Annotated in this window: 23 protein-coding genes; 14 read left to right on the forward strand and 9 right to left on the reverse strand. The window is 63.1% G+C overall.

Annotated elements, in window-relative coordinates; all coding sequences use genetic code 11:
• Nucleotides 1-3: 3 nt before the first annotated feature.
• Genes ACZ3GY_RS09620 through ACZ3GY_RS09630 form a run of 3 tightly spaced genes read right to left on the reverse strand, consistent with a single transcriptional unit; the run spans nt 4 to nt 3,502 of the window.
• Nucleotides 4-984: an ABC transporter permease gene (locus ACZ3GY_RS09620; protein ID WP_225831456.1), complete on the reverse strand. Its 981-nt coding sequence runs from the start codon at nt 982-984 to the stop codon at nt 4-6.
• Nucleotides 981-2,534, reverse strand: a complete 1,554-nt coding sequence (locus tag ACZ3GY_RS09625) for a sugar ABC transporter ATP-binding protein (RefSeq protein WP_465910027.1) — start codon at nt 2,532-2,534, stop codon at nt 981-983. Before ACZ3GY_RS09625 ends, ACZ3GY_RS09620 begins: the two co-directional genes overlap by 4 nt.
• Before the next feature lie 11 nt (nt 2,535-2,545).
• Nucleotides 2,546-3,502, reverse strand: a complete 957-nt coding sequence (locus ACZ3GY_RS09630; protein WP_465909828.1) for a sugar ABC transporter substrate-binding protein — start codon at nt 3,500-3,502, stop codon at nt 2,546-2,548.
• A 263-nt stretch (nt 3,503-3,765) separates the two neighbouring features.
• Between ACZ3GY_RS09630 and ACZ3GY_RS09635 the strand changes: the two genes are divergently transcribed.
• A complete protein-coding gene (locus ACZ3GY_RS09635; RefSeq protein WP_465909830.1) occupies nt 3,766-4,215 on the forward strand; it encodes a DUF2846 domain-containing protein in 450 nt (149 codons plus the stop codon).
• A gap of 121 nt (nt 4,216-4,336) precedes the next feature.
• Here ACZ3GY_RS09635 and ACZ3GY_RS09640 read toward each other — a convergent pair whose 3' ends face one another.
• The 3 genes from ACZ3GY_RS09640 to ACZ3GY_RS09650 all read right to left on the reverse strand — a co-directional run bounded on the left by ACZ3GY_RS09640 (nt 4,337) and on the right by ACZ3GY_RS09650 (nt 6,141).
• The gene (locus tag ACZ3GY_RS09640; RefSeq protein ID WP_465909831.1) at nt 4,337-4,738 is read right to left on the reverse strand and encodes a hypothetical protein; all 402 of its coding nucleotides are present in this window, start codon (nt 4,736-4,738) and stop codon (nt 4,337-4,339) included.
• Nucleotides 4,735-5,613, reverse strand: coding sequence for a pyridoxal kinase PdxY (pdxY, locus tag ACZ3GY_RS09645; protein WP_465909832.1), 879 nt, complete (start codon nt 5,611-5,613; stop codon nt 4,735-4,737). Before pdxY ends, ACZ3GY_RS09640 begins: the two co-directional genes overlap by 4 nt.
• Before the next feature lie 129 nt (nt 5,614-5,742).
• Nucleotides 5,743-6,141, reverse strand: coding sequence for a nuclear transport factor 2 family protein (locus tag ACZ3GY_RS09650; protein WP_465909833.1), 399 nt, complete (start codon nt 6,139-6,141; stop codon nt 5,743-5,745).
• Nucleotides 6,142-6,328: 187 nt separating this feature from the next.
• Here ACZ3GY_RS09650 and ACZ3GY_RS09655 point away from each other — a divergent pair, with 187 nt between their 5' ends.
• The 7 genes from ACZ3GY_RS09655 to ACZ3GY_RS09685 all read left to right on the forward strand — a co-directional run bounded on the left by ACZ3GY_RS09655 (nt 6,329) and on the right by ACZ3GY_RS09685 (nt 14,934).
• Complete coding sequence (locus ACZ3GY_RS09655; RefSeq protein ID WP_465909834.1) at nt 6,329-7,513, forward strand: ABC transporter substrate-binding protein; 1,185 nt, start codon at nt 6,329-6,331, stop codon at nt 7,511-7,513.
• Between the two features lie 47 nt (nt 7,514-7,560).
• Entirely contained in the window at nt 7,561-8,430 is an 870-nt protein-coding gene (locus ACZ3GY_RS09660; protein WP_463564446.1) for a branched-chain amino acid ABC transporter permease, read from the forward strand.
• Nucleotides 8,427-10,922 (forward strand): branched-chain amino acid ABC transporter ATP-binding protein/permease, encoded by a 2,496-nt coding sequence (locus tag ACZ3GY_RS09665; RefSeq protein ID WP_465909835.1) that lies wholly within the window; start codon nt 8,427-8,429, stop codon nt 10,920-10,922. The genes ACZ3GY_RS09660 and ACZ3GY_RS09665 overlap by 4 nt, the downstream gene beginning before the upstream one ends.
• Nucleotides 10,919-12,136, forward strand: a complete 1,218-nt coding sequence (locus tag ACZ3GY_RS09670) for an amidohydrolase family protein (protein WP_465909836.1) — start codon at nt 10,919-10,921, stop codon at nt 12,134-12,136. The genes ACZ3GY_RS09665 and ACZ3GY_RS09670 overlap by 4 nt, the downstream gene beginning before the upstream one ends.
• Before the next feature lie 181 nt (nt 12,137-12,317).
• Nucleotides 12,318-13,340, forward strand: coding sequence for an ABC transporter substrate-binding protein (locus ACZ3GY_RS09675; RefSeq protein ID WP_465909837.1), 1,023 nt, complete (start codon nt 12,318-12,320; stop codon nt 13,338-13,340).
• Between the two features lie 11 nt (nt 13,341-13,351).
• Nucleotides 13,352-14,116, forward strand: coding sequence for an ABC transporter permease (locus ACZ3GY_RS09680; protein WP_463564442.1), 765 nt, complete (start codon nt 13,352-13,354; stop codon nt 14,114-14,116).
• Nucleotides 14,113-14,934, forward strand: a complete 822-nt coding sequence (locus ACZ3GY_RS09685; protein WP_465909838.1) for an ABC transporter ATP-binding protein — start codon at nt 14,113-14,115, stop codon at nt 14,932-14,934. Before ACZ3GY_RS09680 ends, ACZ3GY_RS09685 begins: the two co-directional genes overlap by 4 nt.
• Before the next feature lie 70 nt (nt 14,935-15,004).
• On the opposite strand, the gene ACZ3GY_RS09690 is transcribed toward ACZ3GY_RS09685, so the two are convergent.
• Nucleotides 15,005-15,700 (reverse strand): GntR family transcriptional regulator, encoded by a 696-nt coding sequence (locus ACZ3GY_RS09690; RefSeq protein ID WP_465909839.1) that lies wholly within the window; start codon nt 15,698-15,700, stop codon nt 15,005-15,007.
• A gap of 415 nt (nt 15,701-16,115) precedes the next feature.
• Between ACZ3GY_RS09690 and ACZ3GY_RS09695 the strand changes: the two genes are divergently transcribed.
• Complete coding sequence (locus ACZ3GY_RS09695; RefSeq protein ID WP_465909840.1) at nt 16,116-16,598, forward strand: L,D-transpeptidase family protein; 483 nt, start codon at nt 16,116-16,118, stop codon at nt 16,596-16,598.
• 36 nt (nt 16,599-16,634) lie between these two features.
• Nucleotides 16,635-17,951: a WD40 repeat domain-containing protein gene (locus ACZ3GY_RS09700; protein ID WP_465909841.1), complete on the forward strand. Its 1,317-nt coding sequence runs from the start codon at nt 16,635-16,637 to the stop codon at nt 17,949-17,951.
• Nucleotides 17,952-17,978: 27 nt separating this feature from the next.
• On the opposite strand, the gene ACZ3GY_RS09705 is transcribed toward ACZ3GY_RS09700, so the two are convergent.
• Nucleotides 17,979-19,181, reverse strand: a complete 1,203-nt coding sequence (locus tag ACZ3GY_RS09705; protein WP_465909842.1) for an MFS transporter — start codon at nt 19,179-19,181, stop codon at nt 17,979-17,981.
• Nucleotides 19,182-19,349: 168 nt separating this feature from the next.
• On the opposite strand from ACZ3GY_RS09705, the gene ACZ3GY_RS09710 reads away from it, so the two are divergent.
• On the forward strand, nt 19,350-20,240 hold the full coding sequence (locus tag ACZ3GY_RS09710; RefSeq protein ID WP_465909844.1) for a LysR family transcriptional regulator: 891 nt from the start codon (nt 19,350-19,352) through the stop codon (nt 20,238-20,240).
• 118 nt (nt 20,241-20,358) lie between these two features.
• On the opposite strand, the gene ACZ3GY_RS09715 is transcribed toward ACZ3GY_RS09710, so the two are convergent.
• On the reverse strand, nt 20,359-20,871 hold the full coding sequence (locus tag ACZ3GY_RS09715; protein ID WP_465909845.1) for a GNAT family N-acetyltransferase: 513 nt from the start codon (nt 20,869-20,871) through the stop codon (nt 20,359-20,361).
• 134 nt (nt 20,872-21,005) lie between these two features.
• Between ACZ3GY_RS09715 and ACZ3GY_RS09720 the strand changes: the two genes are divergently transcribed.
• The 3 genes from ACZ3GY_RS09720 to zapE are packed head-to-tail and all read left to right on the forward strand — an operon-like array spanning nt 21,006 to nt 22,698.
• Nucleotides 21,006-21,380, forward strand: coding sequence for a hypothetical protein (locus ACZ3GY_RS09720; protein ID WP_465909846.1), 375 nt, complete (start codon nt 21,006-21,008; stop codon nt 21,378-21,380).
• Nucleotides 21,377-21,574 carry a helix-turn-helix transcriptional regulator gene (locus ACZ3GY_RS09725; protein WP_225831417.1) on the forward strand — a complete coding sequence of 66 codons (198 nt, stop codon included), beginning with the start codon at nt 21,377-21,379 and terminating at the stop codon, nt 21,572-21,574. Before ACZ3GY_RS09720 ends, ACZ3GY_RS09725 begins: the two co-directional genes overlap by 4 nt.
• A gap of 2 nt (nt 21,575-21,576) precedes the next feature.
• Nucleotides 21,577-22,698: a cell division protein ZapE gene (gene zapE, locus ACZ3GY_RS09730; protein WP_465909847.1), complete on the forward strand. Its 1,122-nt coding sequence runs from the start codon at nt 21,577-21,579 to the stop codon at nt 22,696-22,698.
• Nucleotides 22,699-22,747 lie beyond the last annotated feature (49 nt).

The raw sequence follows: 22,747 nt of genomic DNA on the forward strand, positions 1-22,747 counted from the left end.
TGATCAGGCCCGACGCTTGGCGCGATAGCTGCGATAGGTATCGAGGATTACCGCTACCACGATCACCGCGCCGGTGATGATCCGTTTGGTGGGCTCGCTGGCGCCGATCTGCGCCAGTCCGGCGGCCAGCACGGAAATGATCAGCACACCGAAAAAGGTGCTGATCACCGAGCCACGGCCGCCCATCAGGCTGGTGCCACCGATCACCACGGCGGCGATCACCTGCAGCTCCAGGCCGGAACCGGCATTCGGATCAGCCGCCTCCAGGCGCGAAATCTGGAACAGTGCCGCCAGCCCGGCGAGCAGGCCCATCAGCGCGAACACCGAGACCTTGTAGGGTTTCGGGTTGATGCCGGCCAGGCGCACCGCCTCTTCGTTGGTGCCGATGGCCACCAGATAGCGGCCGAACACGCTGCGCGTCAGCAGCAGGTGCGCGGCGACGATCACCAGCAGGGCAATGACGAACGACGGCGAGATACCGGCCGCGAACGGCGTCGACAGCCAGGCATAGGCGTCGCCGATGTAAGCGGTGCGCGAGTCGGTGAGCTGGTAGGCCAGGCCGCGGGCCATTTCCAGCACGCCGAGGGAGACGATGAACGACGGAATGCCCCAGGCCACAGTGATGATCCCGGTCACGCTGCCGGCCAGCGCCGCGCAGGCCATGCCCAGAAGCGCGGCGGGCACGATGCCCCAGCCGAAGCCGAGGGTCGCCACGCTGACCACGGCCGCCGCCAGAGCCAGTACCGAGCCCACCGACAGGTCGATGCCGCCGATGATCAGGATCAGCGTCATGCCCACCGCCAGCACCATCAGATCGGGGATCTGGTTGGCCAGGGTGGTGAAGGTGGCATAGGACAGAAAATGGCTGCTCAACGAAGAAAACAGCACGATCATCGCCAGCAGCGCACCAGCCAGACCCAGGTAGGTGCCCAGGCCTTGATGGGTACCACTGCGCTTGGCAGGCGTGGCGGATGGAGTGGTCATTGGCAAAGCTCCTGTAACGGGGGGGCGACCTCGCCGAGCATGGCTTCGCGGCTGCGGTAGCCGGCGAACGCGGCAGCCAGCAGGCGATCCTGACTCCAGTCATCGCGGTCGAATGTTTCGATAAGGCGGCCGGCAGAGAGCACGCCGATACGGTCGCAGATCAGCATCAGCTCGCGCAGGTCGCTGGACACCACCACGAGCGCCTTTCCCTGCCGCGCCAGTTCGCCGAGCAGGCCGTATATCTCGAACTTGGCACCGACATCGATGCCGCGGGTCGGCTCGTCGAACAGCAGCACGCGACAGTCGCGTTCCAGCCAGCGGCCGATGACCACCTTCTGCTGGTTGCCACCGGACAGCTCGACCACCGCCTGATGGGGCCCATTGCAACGAATGCGCATGGCATCGATCTGCCGCTGCGCCAGCGCCTGCTCGGCAGCCGGGCGCATCACGCCATGCCTGGAAACGGCCGGCATGTTGCCCAGTGCCAGGTTGGCGGCGATCGGCTGACCAAGCAGCAGGCCTTCGCTCTTGCGGTCTTCGGTGATCAGCGCGATACCGTGCCCCACCGCTTCGGCAGGCGAGCGCACGCGCACCGGAACCGGCGGATTGCCGATTGCCACCTGGCCGCTGTCCGCTCGGTCGGCGCCATAGATCAGCCGCAACAACTCGGTGCGGCCGGCACCGATCAAGCCGGAAATTCCGTAGATCTCCCCTGCCCGCACGCTGAAGGAAACGTCGTCGACCTTGCCGCGGCGGCTGAGATTGGTCACCTGCAACAGCGGCGCGCCGATGTTTCGCTCACCCAGGTCGATGGCTTCACCGACCTCGCGGCCGACCATCAGGGTGACCAGCTCGTCGCTGCTGTAACGATCAATCGGCTCCACGGCGACCAGCTGCCCATCACGCAGCACGGCCACGCGCTGCGCCACCTTCGCCAACTCTTCCAGGCGATGGGAGATGTACACGATGGCCACGCCCGCGTCGCGCAGCCGCTGGATCTGCTCGAACAGCAGATCCACTTCGCGGGCGGTGAGCATCGCCGTCGGCTCATCGAGAATCAGCACCCGGCAATCGCCGATCAGGTTGCGGGCGATTTCGACCATCTGCTGATGGCCGACACCCAGCGCGGCTACCGGGGTATCCGGGTCTACCGCTTCCAGGCCGACCTGGGCCATGGCCTGACGCGCCATCTCGCGCAGGCGACCACGGGAAATCCAGCCGCCACGGCTAGGCAGGTTGTCGAGAAACAGGTTCTCGGCAACGGTCAGGGTCGGCAGCAGATTGAGCTCCTGCAACACCATGCGCACGCCGAGGCGCTCGGCCTCGCGACGACTGGCTGGTGCGTAAGGCTGGCCAAGGAAAGTCAGCGAGCCGGTAGTCGGCTGCTCCAACCCACAGAAAATCTTCGACAGGGTGCTCTTGCCGGCGCCGTTCTCGCCGGTCAGCGCCAGCACTTCACCGGCGCGCAGCTCCAGCTCGACCCCGCCCAGCACGGGCTGGACGTAGGTCTTGCCGATATTGCTGGCGGCAAGAACGGTCTCGCCGGCCACTACAGCCGTGGTCACGGCTTGGTCACAAGTTCGACCGGGGTTTCGATCACACCGTCTTTGGCGTCGGTGGCTTCACCCTTGACCAGCTTGAGCGCCGCCTCGATGCCAAACACCGCCTGGCGAGCGGCGAACTGGTCGGCAGTGGCGAGCACGCGGCCATCCTTGAGCATCGGTTTGATGGCGTTGATGTTGTCGTAACCGACCACCTGCACCTGATCTTTCTTGCCGGCAGCGCGCACGGCGGATACCGCGCCAAGCGCCATGCTGTCGTTACCAGCCAGCAGCGCCTTGAGATCCGGGTACTCGTTGAGCATGGCCGAGGCCACCGCGTTACCACGGTCGATCTCCCAGTTGCCCGACTGCACGCCGACGATCTTCATGCCGGCTGCTTCCATCGCATCCTTGAAACCTGCGGTACGTTGCTGGGCATTGGTGGTGGTGGAAACGCCTTCGATGATGCCGACTTCATCGCCGGCCTTGAGCTTGTTCTGGGCCAGGTATTCACCGACCAGGCGCGCGCCCTTGCGGTTGTCCGGGCCCACGAACGGCACGTCCAGGCCCTTGCTCTTCACCACCTCGGGGTCGAGTCGGTTATCGATATTGACGATCTTGATGCCGGCATCGCTGGCCTTCTTGATCACCGGCACCAGCGCCTTGGAGTCGGCCGGCGCGATCACCAGCGCATCGACCTTGGCAACGATCATCTGCTCGACGATACGAATCTGCGCGGAGGTGTCGGTTTCGTCCTTGATGCCGTTGGCGATCAATTCGAACTGATTCGGGTGTTCTTTCTGATAGTCCTTGGCGCCATCTTCCATGGTGCGGAAGAACTCGTTGGCGAGGGACTTCATGACCAGAGCGACGCGAGGCGTTTCACCTTCGGCGGCATGGGCAGTGGAGAGGCTGACGAGAGCGGCGGCACCGAGAGCAATGGCGGCGCAGAGACGGGCAGGACGGAAACCGGACATGGGCGAACTCCGTGATTATTGTCATTTTTATGGGCACGCAAACGTTTGCGTAAGGGCAAAGCTATGAAAACGACTAGCTTTTGTCAAACCTATCGACTGTACCGCCCGTCAGGACGTGAGCATGTGCCAGGGATGTGGATTTTCTCTCAACACGTCTCGAAGTTTTTTTCTAATATGGCGCGCATTCAGACCCGCGGTAGCGGGATGAACGGGTTCGCGCAAAGTACGCAGCCCAACTCCTCTCTCGAACAAGGAACGTCATCATGTTGAAAAAACTGATTGCCAGCTCTGCCCTTCTTGCCACGCTGGTACTGACTGGCTGCTCATCCGTGCCCATGGCGCCTGCCGAGCAGGACAGTGCCATGAAGCAATTCACCGCCCCCACTGCGGATAAAGCGGGCCTGTATATCTACCGCAATAGTTTTGCCGGCAAGGCGCTGAAGAAAAGCGTTTCGCTGGACGGCCAGGTGCTCGGCGAAACAGCCAACAAGGTGTACTTCTATAAGGAAATCGCCCCCGGCAAACACGTCATTTCCACCGAGTCTGAGTTCAGCGACAACGCCCTCACCTTCCAGGCTGATGGCGGCAAGAACTACTTCGTTCGTCAGTACATCAAGATGGGTGTGTTCGTAGGCGGTGCTGGTGTCGAGATGGTCGATGATGCAACCGGCATGAAAGGCGTCCGTGACTCGAAACTGGCGATCTCCCAGTAAGCCACACGCCCTGGGAGCTACTGGCCAAACCAGTAGCTCCCAGCACCTCAAGGATGTCGAGAACGGCGCAGAGCTGAAAAGCGAAAGCCCCTACCAGCGTTGATGTGCCTGGCGCAGCCGGTCATTCGATACTGATGCGGTACTCGACTGCTCGTCGTTCCTGCTGATTGGGGAACGACGAGAACCTCACCGAATCCTCACCCGCCTTGTCGCCCGCCAGATAGACGAAACGATCTACGTTCGCCACCTCACCCTCGACCTGATACTCGCGCTTGAATCGCCCCAGCTTCGGCGTGCTGCTGCCCAGTTTTTCTACCGGCATCCAGACTTCGCTGCGCGTCTTGCGGCCCTCTTCCGTCAGGTGATCGAGGATCACGCATCGCTCGCCCGCCTTGACCCGTACCGGAATCACGTAGTTGCCATGGGCGTCATCGCGAACGGCTGCTGCCGTGTCGACCTCGCAAGCGACCGCAATGCCGCTCGCCAGCAGCAGCCCGACCATGCACAGGGAGCGACCGATCATTTGACCACCACCTCAGTCGCCTCATAACGCTGCTGCGGTTCGACGATCTGTTCCTGGGCAACCACCAGCGGCAGATCACGGGATCCCTCAGCGGTTTTCTGCACCAGGGCGTAGAGCGTGGCAGTGGACAGCTCCAGCGCCTGCGGCAGCGCATGCCCGGAGAGCAAACGGGCTAGCAGCGTTGCCGAGAACACATCGCCCATGCCATTGGGCAGCGGATGCAACGCCAGGCGCGGAGTGCTCACCAGCCAGGCGCCTTCACCGTTGACCGCCAGGGTACAGAGCTGATCGGCGGGGATGTCCGGCGTTGCCAGGCTGGTGATCACCACCACGTCAGGCCCGCGACCACGAAGCTGGCGCGCGGTGCGCACGGCCTCGTCGACGCTGTCGAGTTTGCTGCCGGTCAGCAGCTCGAACTCGAACTGGTTGGGGGTGATGATGTTGGCGCAGGGAATCGCCAGGTTGCGCAAGAAATCCGGGATCGCCGCGTTGACGAATACCCCTCGCCCCACATCGCCCATCACCGGATCGCAGAGGTAGCGCACGCCCGGATTGTCACGACGGATCTCGTCCACCGCCTCGAGGATCACCGCACCGATAGCCGCATCACCCAGATAGCCGGAAAGCACTGCCGAAACCCGTGACAGCACGCCGCGATCGCGCAGGCCAGCGAGCACTTCGCGGATGTGCTCGGCATCGAACACCTGGCCGCGGAACTGCCCGTAGCCGGTGTGGTTGGAGAACTGCACCGTGTGTACCGGCAACACTTCAAAACCCAGGCGCTGCAACGGGAACACAGCGGCATCGTTACCAACATGGCCGAGGGCGACATGGGACTGGATCGAGAGAACCAAAGGTGGGGTGGAGGCGCTCATGGCAAATCGATTCCTGTGTAGGGGCGGCGCTAGCCAATGGCGGCATTATTCGCCAATTCCCCCTGAGGATTCCACGGCCGACGCGAAAGCGGTCGTGACAGGCCGGCATGTCGACCTGTCACCGCACAGTCAGGCCTTGGCGATTTCCGGTGTCAGCAGCCACTCGGCGCTGTCGTTCCAGACGTCCATGCGGGTGATCTTGCCGTTGCGGACTTCGAAACGATCCAGATAGCGGTTACCGGAAAAGCTGCTGCCGTCCGGCCACTCGCCATACAACGTGCCGTTGGAATAGACGACGGTATGGTCGTCGCGCTCGGTCCAGTCGAACTGTCCGAGGGCCTTTTTCACCCAGGCGTAGCGCGAGCCGTTGAATGCGGTGATGTCCTGGGGCGTGGGCATGTGGCGCCCACCAGTAAAGGTGATGCGCACGTCGTCACTCATGTAGGTGGCTGCCTTGACCGGATCCGGGGCCATGGAGGCGGCCAGAAAATCGCTAACAATCCTTACTGCTTCATTCATTTCACTCATACCTGCTCTCCCAACTCATTGATCGTGCCCGGGCACCTTTCGTGCCTGCATGTGGTGCGGCACGCACGCTATTTGTGCACGTTTGCCGTGGATAATCCGGGAAAACCGCGGAATGACCAGTTTGCGCGTTATGGCACCAGGCTTGCTAGCAAATTATATACGAATGCTAGCAATCAGGAGAAAGCTCATGCGCAAACTGTTATCCCCACTCCGCCGCCTGTTGCCCTGCGCAGCGGCTGTTGCCAGCCTCGGCATGGCGCTGAGCGCTCCCGCGCACGCCGAGGAGCCGATCAAGGTCGGCCTGGTTGCTGCCTTGTCCGGGCAGTCGGCGAAATCCGGCGAGGCACTTACCCGCGGGCTCACCGTGGCCATCGACGAGATCAATGCCAAGGGCGGCATCCTCGGTCGCCCGGTGCAGCTGATTCGCCGTGACGATGAAAGCAATCCGGCCAAAGGCATGCTAGCCGCTCGTGAACTGGCGCAGCGGGAAAAAGTCACCGTGCTGTTCGGTGGCCTCGATACACCGGTTTCCCTGGCCATCGTGCCGCTGGCCAATCAGTTGAAAGTACCGTTCATGGGCATCTGGGCCGCTGGCACCAAGATCACCGAGAACGGCGCCAAGGACAATTACGTATTCCGCGTATCGGCGGTGGATGAGCTGGTCGACGAAGCGCTGGTCGAGCACGGCATCAAGAAAGGCATGAAGAAGCCGGGGATGATTCTGATCAACAATCCCTGGGGCGAATCCAATGAAATCGGCTTCAAGGATGCCCTGGCCAAACGTGGCATGGAATACGCCGGCATCGAGCGCATCGAAGACAGCGACCTCGACGTGGTGCCACAGCTCACCCGCCTGAAGAATGCCGGCACCGACACCCTGCTAATGGTCGGCAACGTTGGCCCCTCGGCGCAAGTGGTCAAGTCCCTCGATCGCATGGGTTGGGATGTGCCGGTGGTTTCCCACTGGGGCCCGGCAGGCGGCCGCTTCAGCGAGCTGGCCGGCCCTAATGCCAGCCGCGTGCACTTCATCCAGACCTATGTGTTCACCGAGAACAACAGCGCCAAGGGCGACAGCGTGCTGGCTGCCCTCAAGCAGCGCTTCCCGGAGATCAAGAGCCTGGCCGACGTGACTCCCGCAGTCGGAATCGCCAACGCCTACGACGCCATGCACCTGGCCGCCGCTGCCATCGAAAAGGCTGGCGACACCCAGGGCACCAAGGTTCGCGATGGCTTCTATGCGATCGACAGCTATCAGGGCCTGATCAAGGACTACACCCAGCCCTTCACCCCGACCAAGCATGACGCCCTGGGCCCGGACGACTACGTCTTCACCCATTTCGTCGACGGCCGCATCGTTCCGCTCGCCCCTTGAAGCCGTGAACGGGCGGGCCCTGGCGGCCCGCCCGGAGGATTATCGTCATGATCACCGCCGCCATCATCACCGGGCTCGGACTGGGCAGCATGTATGCACTGCTGGCCCTGGGTTTCCATATCACCTACGTGGTTTCGCGTACGGTCAATTTCGCCCAGGGCAGCGCCATGATGGTTGGCGCCGTACTCGGCTACAGCTTCTACATCACCTGGGGCTGGCCACTGTGGCTGGCGGTTCCGGCGACCCTGACGCTGTGCGCCGTCTACGGGCTGATCATCGAACGTTTTCTGGTGCGCCCCTTCCATTCGCGCGGCTCCGAAGCCTGGCTGATGGCGACGGTGGCAGCGGGCATCCTGGTCGACAACCTGGCGCTGTTCACCTTCGGCAAGGAGCCGCGGCAGTTCACTTCGGCCCTGGCCAACCAGCACCTGGAGCTGTTCGGCAACAACGTCGGCGTGCTGCAGTTGCTGATTCCGCTGGTAGGTGGCGGCATCGCCCTGGCGCTGTTTCTGGTGCGCCGCTACACCCGCCTGGGCAAGGTGCTGGAGGCCTGCGTACAGAATCCCAAGGCGGCGATGCTGATGGGTATTCGGGTCAATCGCGTGGTGGCCGTGGCCTTTGCCGTATCGACCGTGTTCGCCGCCATAGCCGGTCTGTTGATCGCGCCGCTGTTCAGCGTGAATGCCGAGATGGGCATGCTGTTCGGCCTCAAGGCCTTCGCCGTGGCGATTCTCGGCGGTATCGCCAGCGCTGGCGGGGTATTCGCCGCCGGTCTGCTGTTCGGTCTGGTGGAGGCGCTGGTGACCATCTATTTCGGTTCGGCCTTCACCCAGTTGTTCACCTTCGCCCTGGTCATTCTGGCCCTGGCGTTGCGCCCCAATGGCCTGTTCGGCAGCAAGACCCTGGTGAAAGTATGACCCTGAAGAATTCGCTGTTCGCCCCCGTTTCCCTCGCCCTGCTGACGCTGGCCTGCATCGCGGCCGCGCTGCTGCTCGACAGCTACTCGCTGCTGGTCTTCACCTTTTGCGCGCTGGCCGTGGTGGTCGGCGTGGGCCTGAACATCCTGATCGGCCTGAGCGGGCAGATCTCATTCGGTCATATCGCCTTCTACGCCATCGGCGCCTATGTCTCGGCACTGCTGACCATGGCCGGCCTGCCCCTGGGCCTGGCGATGATCGCCGCCGGCCTGGCCTGTGGCGCCATTGGCGCGCTGCTGGCGATCCCGGCCCTGCGCGTCAGCGGCCCGTACCTGGCGATGATCACCATTGCCTTCGCCCTGGTGGTGCACCACGGTCTGATCGAATGGCGCTCGCTGACCGGCGGGGCCAACGGCCTGATGGGCATCCCCATGCCGGAAATCGGCAACCTCGACCCAAGCGTGAGCATGGCGCTGATCGCCACCGGCCTGATGATCGCCGCCCTGGCCCTGTTCCAGCGCCTGCGCCACAGCGGCTGGGGCATGGCGATGCGCGCGGTGAAATCCACCGAAATCGCTGCCCGCTCGCTCGGTTTCAACCCGGTGCAGACCAAGACCCTGGCCTTCGCCCTGTCCGCCCTGCTCACCGGCCTGGCCGGTTCGCTAGTGGCGCCACTGATGATGTTCATCAACCCGGCTTCCTTCCCTTTCTCGCAGTCGATCCTGTTCGTGCTGGCAGTGATCGTCGGCGGCAGCGGCACCCTGTTCGGCCCGCTGCTCGGCGCTTTGTTGATCGTGCTACTGCCGGAAATGCTCTCGGATTTCGCCGAATACCGTCTGCTGATTTTCTCGGTGCTGCTGCTCAGCGTGCTCTGGGCTGCACCACGGGGGCTGCTCGGCACTCTGGCCAGCCTGTGGCTGCGGCCAGCTCACCAGGTCGCCCCGGCGGCCTTCGATCAGGCACAGCTGAGCGCGTTCTTCCAGCAGGACAGCGCCGCCCGCGACGGCCTGCAAGTCCGGGACATCGGCATTCGCTTCGGCGGCGTCCAGGCGGCGCAGAACGTCAGCCTGCAGGCACCACCGGGCAGCATCACCAGCATCATCGGCCCCAATGGCGCGGGCAAGACCACGGTGCTGAACATGATCAGCGGCTTCTACGCACCGGACAGCGGCAGCATCGACCTGGGTCGCCCACTAGCTGGCCTGCCCGCCTGGAAAATCGCCCGAGCCGGCATCGCCCGTACCTACCAGACCACCCAACTGTTCGGTGAGCTGTCGGTGCTGGAAAACCTGCTGGTGGCCATGCAAAAGGGGCGCCTGGGCCTGCCCTTCAGCTGCGCCAGCGACAGCCGGCGCCAGCTCGCCCTGCAGTTGCTGACGCTGGTCGGCTATCAGGGCTCGGTGAACACTCCGGCCGATGACCTGGCCCACGTCGACCGGCGCCTGGTGGAAATCGCCCGCGCCCTGGCGACCCGCCCCAGCGTACTGCTGCTCGACGAGCCGGCAGCTGGCCTCAGCCGCAGCGACACGGATCGCCTGGCTGGCCTGTTCAGGACGCTCGCCGGGTTTGGCATCGCGGTCATCCTGGTCGAGCACGACATGGGCCTGGTGATGGCCGTGTCCGAGCGCCTGCTGGTGCTCGACGCCGGAAAACCCATCGCCTGGGGCCTACCGGACGAAGTGCGCAAGGACGAGCGCGTCATCGCCGCCTATCTGGGCGGCACCAGCTACCAGGCCACACCGCGGGCCGAAGCCTGGGATGGTTCGCGCGATGCTCGTCTGTACATCAAGGATCTGGTCATCGACTACGGCGCTGCGCCGGTGGTCGACAAGGTCAATATCGTGGTCAACCCTGGCGAGCTGATCGCCATTCTGGGCGCCAACGGCGCCGGCAAGTCGAGCATCCTGCAGTGCCTGGCCGGGCTGCACAAAGCCAGTGGCGGCAGCATCCTGCTCGACAACGAAAGCATCGAGCACGCCGATGCCAGCACCATCGCCGCCCGGGGCCTGGCCCTGGTGCCGGAGGGCCGTCAGATGTTCGGCCAGCTCAGCGTGCGTGACAACCTGCTGCTCGGTGGCTACTCACGCAAGGAGGCCTTCGATGCCGACGCGGAAATAGAAGCCATCCTGCGCCGCTTCCCACGCCTGCGCGACCGTATCGACAGCCCTGCAGGCCTGCTCTCGGGCGGCGAACAGCAGATGGTGGCAGTGGGCCGCGGGCTGATGGCGAAGCCGAAGATCCTGCTGCTCGACGAGCCTTCCCTGGGCCTGTCGCCGGCCATGATCGGTGAGCTGTATGACGCCCTGGCCGCCCTTCGCGACGAAGGCGTGACCCTGCTGCTGGTCGACCAGATGGCCAACCTCGCCCTGCAGGTGGCCGACCGTGCCTACGTGCTGGAGACCGGGCGCATCGTCAAATCCGGCAGTGCCGAAGCGTTGCGTGGCGACCCGGAACTGGAAGCGGCTTACCTCGGCGAAGGAGCGGCAGCATGAGTGCGCTGACCATCATCAACGCCCGTCTCGGCGCTGACACCCAGGCGCTGCAGACCCTGTACGTCGAGGATGGCCACTTCGTCAGCGCGCCGAATGCCGCCGCCGAGACCCTCGACCTGAATGGCAAGCTGCTGCTGCCCGGCCTGGTGGAGACCCATATCCATCTGGACAAAGCCTGCATCATGCAGCGCTGCCAGCTCAGCGAAGGCACCCTGGCCGAGGCCATCGCCCAGACCCGCTCGGCCAAGGCCGACTTCACCGAAGCGGACGTCTACCAGCGCGGCGCCCAGGTGCTGGACAAGGCCATCGCCCAGGGCACCACGCACATGCGCACCCACGTCGAGATCGACCCGCAGATCGGCCTGATCGGCTTCAACGCGGTGCGTCGCCTGCAGGCGGATTACGCCTGGGCCATCAGCCTGGAAATCTGCGTGTTCCCCCAGGAAGGCCTGCTCAACAACCCGGGCACCGAAGGCCTGCTGTGCGAGGCGCTGGCCATGGGCGCCGAGGTGCTTGGCGGTTGCCCCTACACCGATAGCGATCCAGGCGCGCAGATTCGCCGGCTGTTCGAACTGGCGGTGGAGTTCGACCGTGATCTGGACTTCCACCTGGATTTCGACCTGAACCCCGAAGGCATGACCATTGGCGAGGTGATCCGCTGCACCCATCAGCACGGCTGGGCTGGCCGGGTAACCATCGGCCATGTGACCAAGCTGTCGGCACTACCCAGGGACACCCTGCTGGCGGTTGCCGAATCGCTGGCCGAGGCCGGCGTGCAGGTCACCTGCCTACCGAGTACCGACCTGTTCCTCACCGGCCGCGAGCACTTCCACAACCGGCCACGCGGCCTGGCGCCCTTGCAGCATCTGCATGCCTGTGGCGTGACCTGCTCGCTATCGACCAACAACATCGGCAACCCCTTCACGCCCTACGGAGATGCCTCGCTGGTGCGCCAGGCCAACCTGTTCGCCAACGTCAGCCAACTGGCTACCGAGGCCGAATTGCTGCGTTGCCTGAGCTGGGTGTCGAGTGAATCGGCACGCCTGTTGCGCCTGCCCGACTACGGCCTGACACCCGGCTGCCGCGCCGACTTCATCGTCTTCGATGCGCCCTCGCCGGCCGCAGTGGTGGCCGAGATCAGCCCGCCGCTGATGGGCTACAAGGCCGGCCGCAAGACCTTCGAACGCGCGCAGGCACGCCTGCTGAGACCGTGATAGCCCACGTCACCGCACGCGCCAACCTGGGGCCCGTTGATCGACGCTGCGCAGATATCGCCCCAGTCACGCATCAAAAAATAATGTAACCAATTGAATTTTATAAATTTATCAACCTGGAACGGCACGTGCTTGCAGCTATATACACGCCACATTGCCAATCTGAAAACAGGGAAAACCGATGAAAGACGTCAAACCTGAAAACCTTCCGCTCAATCTGGATCGTCGCCAATTGATGAAGTGGCTGGCCGTGACGGGGAGCGCCATGACCCTTGGCAGCCTGCTTCCCGCTGGCGCGTTTGCCGCCGATGACGAGGAAATCCGTATCGGCTATTGGCCCATCGTCGGCGGCCTGCCGTTGTATGTCGCCCTGGAGCAAGGTTTTTTCAAGGAAGCGGGGCTGAACGTCAAAGGCGTCAAGTTCTCCAGCCCGCAGCAAATCGTCGAGGGCATGATCACTGGCCGGATCCACGGCTGTGCGAACGGCACCGCGACCGGCGCCCTCGGTCTGGGGGCGATCACCATGCCGGGGCTGTTCAAGATCATCTGCTCCAACCCATCGAACCATCGACTGGTTCTGGATGAATTTCTGGTTCCGCTCAATAGCACTGCGCAGAGCATCAGCGATCTGCAAGGCAAGAAAATCGCCTGTGGCCCGGGCATCCAGAACGTCACGATGGCGAAGATTATTCTGGAAAAAAACGGCTTCAGCGATCCTTCCGTCATCGAACTGCCAGTCGGCCAGCACGCGCCAGCGCTGGCGGCCGGCCAGATCGACGGGGTCTATACCCTGGAGCCGACAGGCACCGTGGGGCGCATGAAGAACCTGTCGCGCACGCTGGAAACCGGCGTCATCTCCAAATATGTACTCGGCAATGCCGACGCGCCCTGGTTCGGTGGTGCCGCCGCACTGAACAGCACCTTCATCGAGAGCAAGCCGCAACAGACCAAAGCCTTCATCGCCGCTTACCAGAAGGCCGTGGCGTTCATCGCCTCGCAGCCAGAGCAGGCACGCAAGAACATCGTCGGCTACACCAGCATCGAATCGGATCTGGTGAACGAGGTGCCGCTGCCGGGCTTCGTCATGTATTCCGACCTGAAAGGCGACAACCTGCAGTGGTTCCAGAAGTTCTATGACGTGTTCACAGAGCGGAAAATCTTCAGCAAACCGATCGACGTGGCTGCGCTGATCTATCAGGGTTGAGGAGAATCGTCATGACTTCACACTGGTCTTCGCGCCTGCTGCCACTGATCGGCCCGCTGCTGCTGTTTCTGTTATGGCAACTGGCGGTCAGTGCGCAGTGGCTGAATCCGGTTCTGCTGCCCTCGCCGCTCGAAACGCTGGGTTTCATGTTCCAGTCGTTCACTGAACCGTCCATGCGCACCGACATCGCCTCGACGCTGTACCGAACGCTGGCCGCGTTCGCTTTCGCCGCCGCGGTTGGGGTGCCGCTGGGCGTCATTCTGGGCAGTAGCGAAAAGGTCTACCGCAGCCTGGAATTTTTGATCGACTTCTTCCGCTCGACGCCCTCCTCGGCGCTGATCCCGCTGTTCATGCTGATATTCGGCATCAGCGATGCGAACAAGATCGCCATCGCCGCATTCGCCGCCGTGCTGGTGATTCTCTTCAACAGCGCCTACGGCGTGATGAACGCCAAGAAAACCCGGCTGATGGCCGCCAAGGTAATGGGCATTTCCCGCTGGCACATTTTCAAGGACATCCTGCTGATGGAAAGCCTCGCGCAAACCTTCGTCGGCTTGCGTACCGGGGTGTCCATCGCCCTGGTGATAGTGATCGTCGCGGAAATGTTCATCGGCTCGGAAAACGGCCTGGGGCACCGGATCATCGATGCGCAACAGGTATTCAACATCAAAGACATGTACGCCTCGATCCTGATCACCGGCGCCCTGGGCTATCTGCTGAACCTGGCGTTCCTGCTGATCGAGAAAAAAACCGTTCACTGGAGTAGCCAGGCATGACGCACGCTCTTTCCCTCGCCCCAGCCCTCGACAAGCCACAGGTACCCGATGCTGCGCCGCGTGCCGACACCCATGTCACCATTCGCGGCTTGAGCAAAGCCTTTGCCGGCCAGCCGTTATATACCGACTTGGATCTCGATCTGCCGCGCGGCAAGATCGTCTCGACCTTCGGGCCCAATGGCTGCGGCAAGTCGACACTGATGAACATGATCGCCGGGCTGATGCCGATGGATAAAGGCGAGATTCTGTTCGATGGCAAAACGCTCGCCCAGACCAAGATCGGTTACGTGTTTCAGAACTACCGCGATGCGCTGTTTCCGTGGATGAGTGCCCGCGCCAACATCGCCTACCCCTTGGTTCGTCAGGGCATGAGCAAGGCCGACGTGAAAGCCCGCGTCGATGAGCTGACGCAGATGTTCGACATCCGCTTCGATCTGAATCGTTATCCCTATGAGCTTTCAGGCGGCCAGCAACAGACCGTGTGCATCATGCGGGCGCTGGCGCCGCGCCCGGAAGTGATGTTCCTCGACGAGCCGTTTTCCGCGCTGGACTTCGAGATGACCTTGTTCATCCGCGACAAATTGCAGGAGGTGCAGTTGGCGACCGGCGTGACCATGCTGATCGTGTCTCACGACCTGGAAGACGCGGTATTTCTGGCAGATGAGATCCTGCTGCTGACCCGGCGCCCCACCCAGATTGCCGAAATTGTCCCGTTCGACCTGCCCCGCCCACGCGGTGCGGAGATCATGAGCCACCCGGAGTTCGTGCGGGTCAAGGCTCATACGCTGGAGGTATTCAGGCGGGAGATGGCGCTCTGAGTCGCAACCCATCGCGCAACGGCAAGGAAGCTGATCGGCCGCATTCATGGCAGATCCATGAGGTGCCGCGTTACAGCCCTGCCAGGGCCTGACGCAGATTGACCTCGGGCTCGGCCTGATCGTCCAGATCCAGCTGGTCTTCGAGCTCGCCCAGGTGCTCGAGCATCACCGCGGCAGCCCGCTCATGGTCGCCCTTTTCCAGGGCGGTGATGATTTGCTGATGCTCGTCCGATGCGCAGGACGGTACGTCATTGCGCTGGTAAAGAGCGACGATCAGTGAGCTGCGCACCATCAGGTTGGCGAGAATTTCACTGAGCACCGAGTTGCCGCTGATCTCGCCGAGCATCAGGTGAAAGTCGCTCAGCTCGCGAACGATGGCGCGGCGGTCGGTAGCGCTGGTGGCCTTGCGCTCGTTGCTCATGTGCGTGGCCACCCGCTGACGCTGCTTGTGCATGATCGCCGGCGTGATGCTTTCGACGATGGCCCGCTCGATGGCGCGCCGTGCAGCGAAGACTTCGCGCGCCTCCTTGGCGCTGGGCTGAGCGACCATCGCGCCGCGGTTCGGCTCGATGGCGACGACACGCTGCAAGGCCAAGCGCTGCAACGCCGCCTGCACATGGTTGCGATTGGCCTGCAGGGTTTCGACGATCTGTGCTTCGATCAGACGCGTCCCTGGCGGCAAGCGATGCTGAGCGATGGCCTTGAACAGCACATCGACGATTCGCTGCACTTCGACTTGCTTGCTGGTGACGGTCTTCGCGGCCATCTTTTCCTCTGATCCCACGTTGACGAGCCCTGATGGCCCATCGCGAACGCTACGACTGACGCATTATCCGCCAGCCCCATGGATGGGGTAAATACGCCATCGCGACCTGATTCGCTAGCGCTGTGCAGATTGCCACCGGCTGTTGAGAAAGACGGGTAACGCCTGGCCCGAATGGGCCGCTGGAGTGCTCAAGGCGCAATGTTGCTAGCGATAGGCAAACCCCATGCTAACAACAAGGCCTGCAGTGTTATGGCATCCGCCTGGAACGAATGCCTGTCGCTACGCTCTACCTTGGCGCGAACGCGATGCAGTTGGCGCCTTGCAGATTCCTGGCCAGCTAAACTGCTGACTGGATTAGCGCGCAAAGCCCTCCGGCAACGCGAGAATGCCCCTCCCCAATTCACCACAGGCCCACATGAAACCTGCTCTGCTTCTCTGTCTGCTGCTGTGCTGCGGCACAGTTCTCGCCACGCCCAAGGCCGAGGCCGTGCGCGTCGACAAGAGCGCGCGCACCCTGCAACTGATTGCCGAGGGCAAACCTTTCGCGACGTTCGATGTGGTGTTCGGTGCCAATCCCGATGGCCACAAACAGCAGGAAGGCGATGAGCGCACCCCGGAAGGACGCTATACCCTGGATTACAAGAAAGCCGACTCGGGTTACTACAAGGCCATTCATGTGTCCTATCCGAACGCTGCGGACGTGGCGAGCGCCCGCTCCCGCGGAGTGGATCCCGGCGGCTTGATCATGATCCACGGACAACGCAACGGCTGGGGCTGGTGGTCATGGCTGACCCAGCGTTTCGACTGGACCAATGGCTGCATTGCCGTTGACGATGCCTCGATGGAAACCATCTGGCAGGCCGTCGAGCCCGGCACACCGATTGAAATTCTGCCCTGAGCGGCAACGTAATAGCACCAAGGAGCGCTTTCCAGCATGACGACGCTAACTCCCCAACAGCAATGGCAAGCCGCCGTGCTCGACTATGCCCGGCAGGTCAATTGCTATGTCGAACAGGGCCTCAGCCAAGGCTGGGACGGCCTGAAGGAACCGCAACTGGCATCGACCGAGCACCTGCTGCCAGCCCTGCTGGAGGCGCTGCAGGCCGCCAATGAGACGAATGCGGATGACGCCAGCCACGCCAACTTTCGTACCGACTGGCCACCAGCCCATCTGCCACTGGTGCCCCTGCTGGATGCGCAGGCTCAGGCGATCAGCGCCCTCGCGCTTCTCGACGACGGTAGCCTGCTGGCACGCGTCGGCAGCTCCCATGAGCGTGGACGCCTGGTGCATATTCACGGCGACCAGTGGCACGACGTCATCGGCATCGACTTTTTCGGGCGTTGCCCCGCACGCCGTTATTTCGCCTTTGCCAGGGCATCGGGCATCAGCGTGCACGATGGCTGGGCCGGCCCGCAGGTCGCCCAGTTCGCCTGGCCCACAGGCCTGGAAGGCTTGCCTGAGGAGGCCGGACTCGAGGCGCTGGAACATCCTCCAACGCCGACCGCGCTGATTCCCTTCCCGGATGGCCAGCGTGTGCTGCTGGTCAGCTCGGATGGCATCTTCGTGCTGGCCGGGGACGCAACCACGCGCCTGCTACCGCGCCCGGCGGATATCTGCAACGACCTGCACAAAGGCACCCCCGCCGACGACATCGCCCTGGGGCTGTCCATGGAGCACGGCGCCGTATCCGCGGATGGCCGCTGGATCGCGGTGGGCGAGCAATGTGGCAGTCATCTGGTGTTCGACAGCGCCCTGCAGCAGGTCGCCGAAGTAGGCCCGGCAGGCGAGTATCCGCATTTCGCCCTGTTCAACAGCCGCAGTGACCGCCTGATACTCAATGCCTGCCATTTCTACAACGGCGCGACCCTGAGCGTCGCCGTGGCCGACCTGCCCGGCATGCAGACCGACTTCTATAGCGACGATGAACGCACTCCGGTCGTGCAGGACGGTGCGCGGGTGTACGCCGGTGTCTCCCGTGGCGATACCTTCATCGTCGGAGATGCCTACGGCTATCTGCGGGCCTTCGACGAACAGGGCAACGAGCGCTGGCAGCATTTCATCGGCTCGACCATCTGTGCCATGGATTTGTCGGACGACGGCAATACCCTGGCAGTGTCCAGCTATGCCGGTTTCGTCTGCCTGATCGATCTGGACGTCGGCCGCCCGGCCTGGCAGATCGGTACCGGCGAGCACCACGAACGGCAGCGCTGGCTGTTCTGGAAAGGCCAGAGCAAACCGCTGCTCTGGTGAGCCCTGATGATCCTGCTGCTGTGATTCCTAGCCTGAGCGGGCAAAGCCGTGCTCATGGGCCATGAATATGATCAGCCATGCCAACAGCGCCAAACCAGCGCTGCCCCATGGCAGCGCTGCAGCTCCCAGACTCTGTAGGAATAGGCCACCGCACAACCCTCCCCCGGCGATACCCAGATTCCAGGCGGTCACGCACATCGATTGCGCAACATCGGCATCGTCGCCCGCTGCGCGAATCGAGGCGGTCTGGAACAGCGTGGGAACACCGCCGAACGCCAGGCCCCAGGCGGCCACACCGGCATACACCAGCAACGCAGAAGAGCCGCTGACTGCCAGCATCACGCAAGCCAGCGCCAGCACAGCCGCACTCAACAGGCTCAGCAACCGTAACCAGCGGTCGATCAGCATGCCGGTCAGCCAGATGCCCAGCAGCGCTGCCAGACCAAACGCCAGCAGCACCCGATCCACTTCCTCGAGCATGCCGAGCGGGGCCAGAAACGCAGCGATATAGGTGTAGAACAGGTTGTGGGCCAGCACATAGACGAGGATGGCGAACAGCACCGGGCGCACGCCGGGCAGGCGTAATACCCGCCCAATCGGCAGCGGGCTGGCGCTGCGCTGACCGGGAAAGTCCGGCAGGGTGATGCGCCCCCAGGCCAGCAGAATCAGAGTCAACACACTCATCAGCACGAAGGTGTAACGCCAGCCGAACGTATTGCCGAGAAAGGTGCCTGCCGGCACGCCGAGCGATAGCGCCAACGGCGTGCCGACCATGGCCACCGCAATGGCGCGCCCCTGCAGATGAGGCGCCACCATGCGCGCTGCATACCCGGCGACCAGCGCCCACAGCAGACCGGCAAACACCCCGGCGAAAAACCGCGCGAGCAGGGTCAGCGTGTAAGAGCTGGACAGCGCCGTGACCAGATTGACGACCGCGAACCCGCCGATGGCGATCAGCAATAGCGGTCGTCGTCGCCAGTGGCGGGTCAGCATCACCAGCGGTATGGCCGCCAGCAGGGAACCCAGCGCGTAGAGCGTGACCATCTGCCCGACCATGGCCTGGCTAACGCCCAGATCCGCGCTCAGTTGCGGTAACAGCCCCGCCGGCAGTGCCTCGGTGAGGATAGTGATGAAGCCAGCCCCCGCCAGCACCAGCAAGCCGTTCAGGGGCAAGCGCTCGCGCTCGGTAGCTACCTGGCTTGCAGGCAGCGAATGTTCGTCTGTGTACATGGAGAATCGCCCGTGAAGGTCTCGGCGCAGCGGAAAGCGGCCAATCGACCCGAGCAGCAGGTTAGGCAGCGGCGCGCTTGAGAAAAACAGGCTAAGGTTCGCAACTTAGCGGACATTTATGTCCTTAATCCAACGCCCTTGCAGTCTGGGCCCATGATGGAATCCAGGATGGACAACCTCAGCGGTATCGGCGTGTTCGTGCAGGTGGCCAACACCCGCAGCTTTACCGAAAGCGGCCGACTGCTCGGCATTTCCTCTTCGGCGGTCGGCAAGAGCATCGCCCGCCTGGAGCAACGACTGGGCATCCGCCTATTTCACCGCAGCACCCGCAGCATGACGCTGACGGCCGAGGGGCAGCGCTTTCTCGAACGCTGCCGGCGCGTGCTGTGCGAACTGGAAGCCGCGCAACTGGAGCTCAGTAGCGCGGCACAGGGGCCCAGTGGGCGCTTGCGCATCAGCATGCCGCGTGTCGGAGAACTGGTCATGCCGGTGCTGATCGACTTCATGCAGCGCTATCCGCAGATCGAACTGGATATCGACCTCTCCAACCGCATGGTGGACGTCTTCGAAGAAGGCTTCGATGCGGTGATCCGCACCGGCCCGATGCAGGACTCGCGGCTGACCGCCCGGCAACTCGGCAGCTTTGCGCAGCAACTGGTGGCCAGCCCGGATTATCTGCACAGCCACGGCACGCCCCAACAACCGGCGGACCTGCTCGAACATGCCTGCCTGATGTACCGCTTCCACGCCAGCGGCAAACTTGATCGCTGGCCGCTGCGCGGCGCCAATGCGGATCTGGAGAGCGCGCTCAGGCAGCGGATGATCTGCAATACCCTCGACAGCCTGCTGCGGGTCACCCGTTCCGGCCTGGGCATCGCCTGCCTGCCGGATTTTCTGATCGCCGAGGACATTGCCGCTGGCCGCCTGCGACCGGTGCTGACTGATCACATGGAGCATGGCGGCACGTTCTGGATGCTCTGGCCCAACAGCAAATATGCACTGCCCAAGCTCCGCGTGTTCATCGATCACATGACCACCACACTGTTCAGCAAGCCCTGAACGTGGCGGGTGGGTGACTGAAACGAGGCGCGTTATGGCTAGCGAATTATGACCGCTGGTGGGCTGAAGCGGATCGCCGCCCGGCCCACCCTACTCCCAAGGGGCATGAACCGTAGCTTTAGCCCACCAAAGGCTCCTTCAGTACAAGGCGCATACGCTGCGGCTGATCGCGGTGCCCGGCCGGCAGCTGGCAGGTCGGCAAGTCCTCGACCCAGAAGAAGCCGTATAGGCGATAGAGGGCCAGGGCTGCGGCATTGGACTTGAACACGTTCAATTCGATGCAGCGCATGCCCTGCTCCCGGCAATGCTCGATGACCTTTTCCAGCAAACGCCGGCCCAACCCCTGACGTCGCCAGTTGACGTGTACCTGCATGCCGAGGATGCCCACGGTCGCATCGCCCTCGGGCCGGCAGTAGCTGTCCGGGTAGGCTTCGGCGGTAGCGACGATGCGTCCTTCATGCTCGATCACATAGACCGCCCAACCGTTGTCGTCCGCCCGCTCCAGGGCGCGGGCGATAACGGCTTTGGGCGGTGCATTCGGGCGCGTCGAGTACAAGCCTTCTGCCGCCACCTGGCTGAACAGCTCATGAAAGGCGTCAACGTCACTCAGGCGAATCTTGCGTGGCTGCATGCTCGGTTCATCTTGCCAATCGTCCCCCATGCTAAGCGAAACCGCGCCAGCCTCACAGCAAAATGTAAAGCGTACTTGACTCACGAAAAGACCGTCGCTAATGTAAAGTTTACTTTCCACATCAGGAATGCGTCATGAGCCAGAACCGTTTTCTCGTCCACTTCGCCCTGGCGATGGTTGCCTATGTAATCGCGGTGATCAGCAGCAGCCTGTTGCTCGGTACGGTTGCGGATGGAGCGCTGCGTACCCTGTGCGCGCTGATTCCCATTGCCCCGCTTATTGCCGTCGCCATCACGGTGATTCGCCAGGTTCGTCAGCTCGATGAGCTGGCCCGCGCCATCCATCTGGAAGCGTTGGCCATGGCCTTCGTGGGTACCGCCCTGATCACCTTCAGCTACGGCTTTCTGGAGACTGCCGGCTTCCCGCGCCTGTCGATGTTCTTCGTGTGGCCGGTACTGGCCTCCCTGTGGGCACTGGGTTCGGTGATCGCCTGGAGACGCTACCGGTGATCAACCATGTACGCGAACGGCGCAACGAGCGAGGCTGGTCACAGGCTGATCTCGGCGCGAAGCTGGGCGTCTCGCGGCAGACCATCAACGCCATCGAGACCGGCCGTTACGACCCCAGCCTGCCCCTCGCCTTCAAGATCGCCCGGCTGTTCGAGTCGCGCATAGAAGACCTGTTCCAGGCCCCCGAGGAGTGAGCATGCCAGCAGCGGAACACTCGCCTCTGCAGCTTTACCTGAATGCCGTCGAGCATCAGGGCTTCGTTGCCGATGACGCCCAGTTGCAGGCCGCGCACCTGCTCCAGGCCTGCCATGAGGCGCTGCACGCAGCGCCAGCGCAAACGCCACCAGGTGTCTATCTGTGGGGCCCGGTGGGGCGTGGCAAGACCTGGCTGATGGACAGCTTCTACCACTCGCTGCAGGTTCCAGCGCGGCGTCAGCACTTCCACCATTTCATGCGCTGGGTGCACCGGCGCCTGTTCGAATTGAGCGGCACCGCCGAGCCGCTCGCGGTGCTGGCCCGCGAGCTGGGTGCGGATATTCGTGTGCTGTGCTTCGATGAACTGTTCGTCAGCGACATCGGCGACGCGATCCTCCTCGGCAGGCTGTTCGGCTCTCTGCTCGATGAAGGCGTGGTACTGGTCGCCACGTCCAACCAGCCGCCGGATCAGTTGTACGCCGGTGGGCACAATCGCGAGCGCTTTCTCCCAGCGATAGCCGCGCTGCAACGACACATGCAGGTGGTCGCCGTGGATGGCAGCCAGGATCATCGTCAGCACCCAGGCCGGCACTGCCAGCGCTACTGGGTTCGCGAGCCGGGCCAGCCCAGCGCCCTGCCCACGCTGTTCGATTCGCTGAGTGGCGGCGAAACCGCCAGCCACGAAGCATTGGCCATCAACCACCGATTGATTGGCGTGCAGCGTCACAGCGACAAGGTGCTGCATTGCAGCTTCGATCAACTTTGCGTGGAGCCTCTCTGCGCCCAGGACTTCATCCTGCTGTGCGACCGTTTCAAGGCCATTGTGCTCGGTGACGTGCCAGCCCTCAGTGCTCAGCAACGCCCCTCGAAGATCGCCCGTGGCACCGAAGATGCCGCCGAGCGAGTGGTGGCCGGTGACCGTCATCTGCCGGCCCTGTCGATCCACGACAACGCCGTGCGCCGTTTCATCGCCCTGGTAGACGAGTGCTACGACCGCCGCGTGCCGCTGTATCTGGAAGCCGAAGTGGCCCTTGAAGCGCTGTACACCGAAGGCTACCTGTCCTTCACCTTCCGCCGCACCCTGAGCCGCCTGCAGGAAATGCAGATGCAGCGCTTCGGGTGATGGAGGGCGCGGGGGGTGAAAATCAAACGTAGCCCGGGTCGAGCGAAGC

Source organism: Pseudomonas sp. PME37.24/006 (assembly GCF_055556635.1).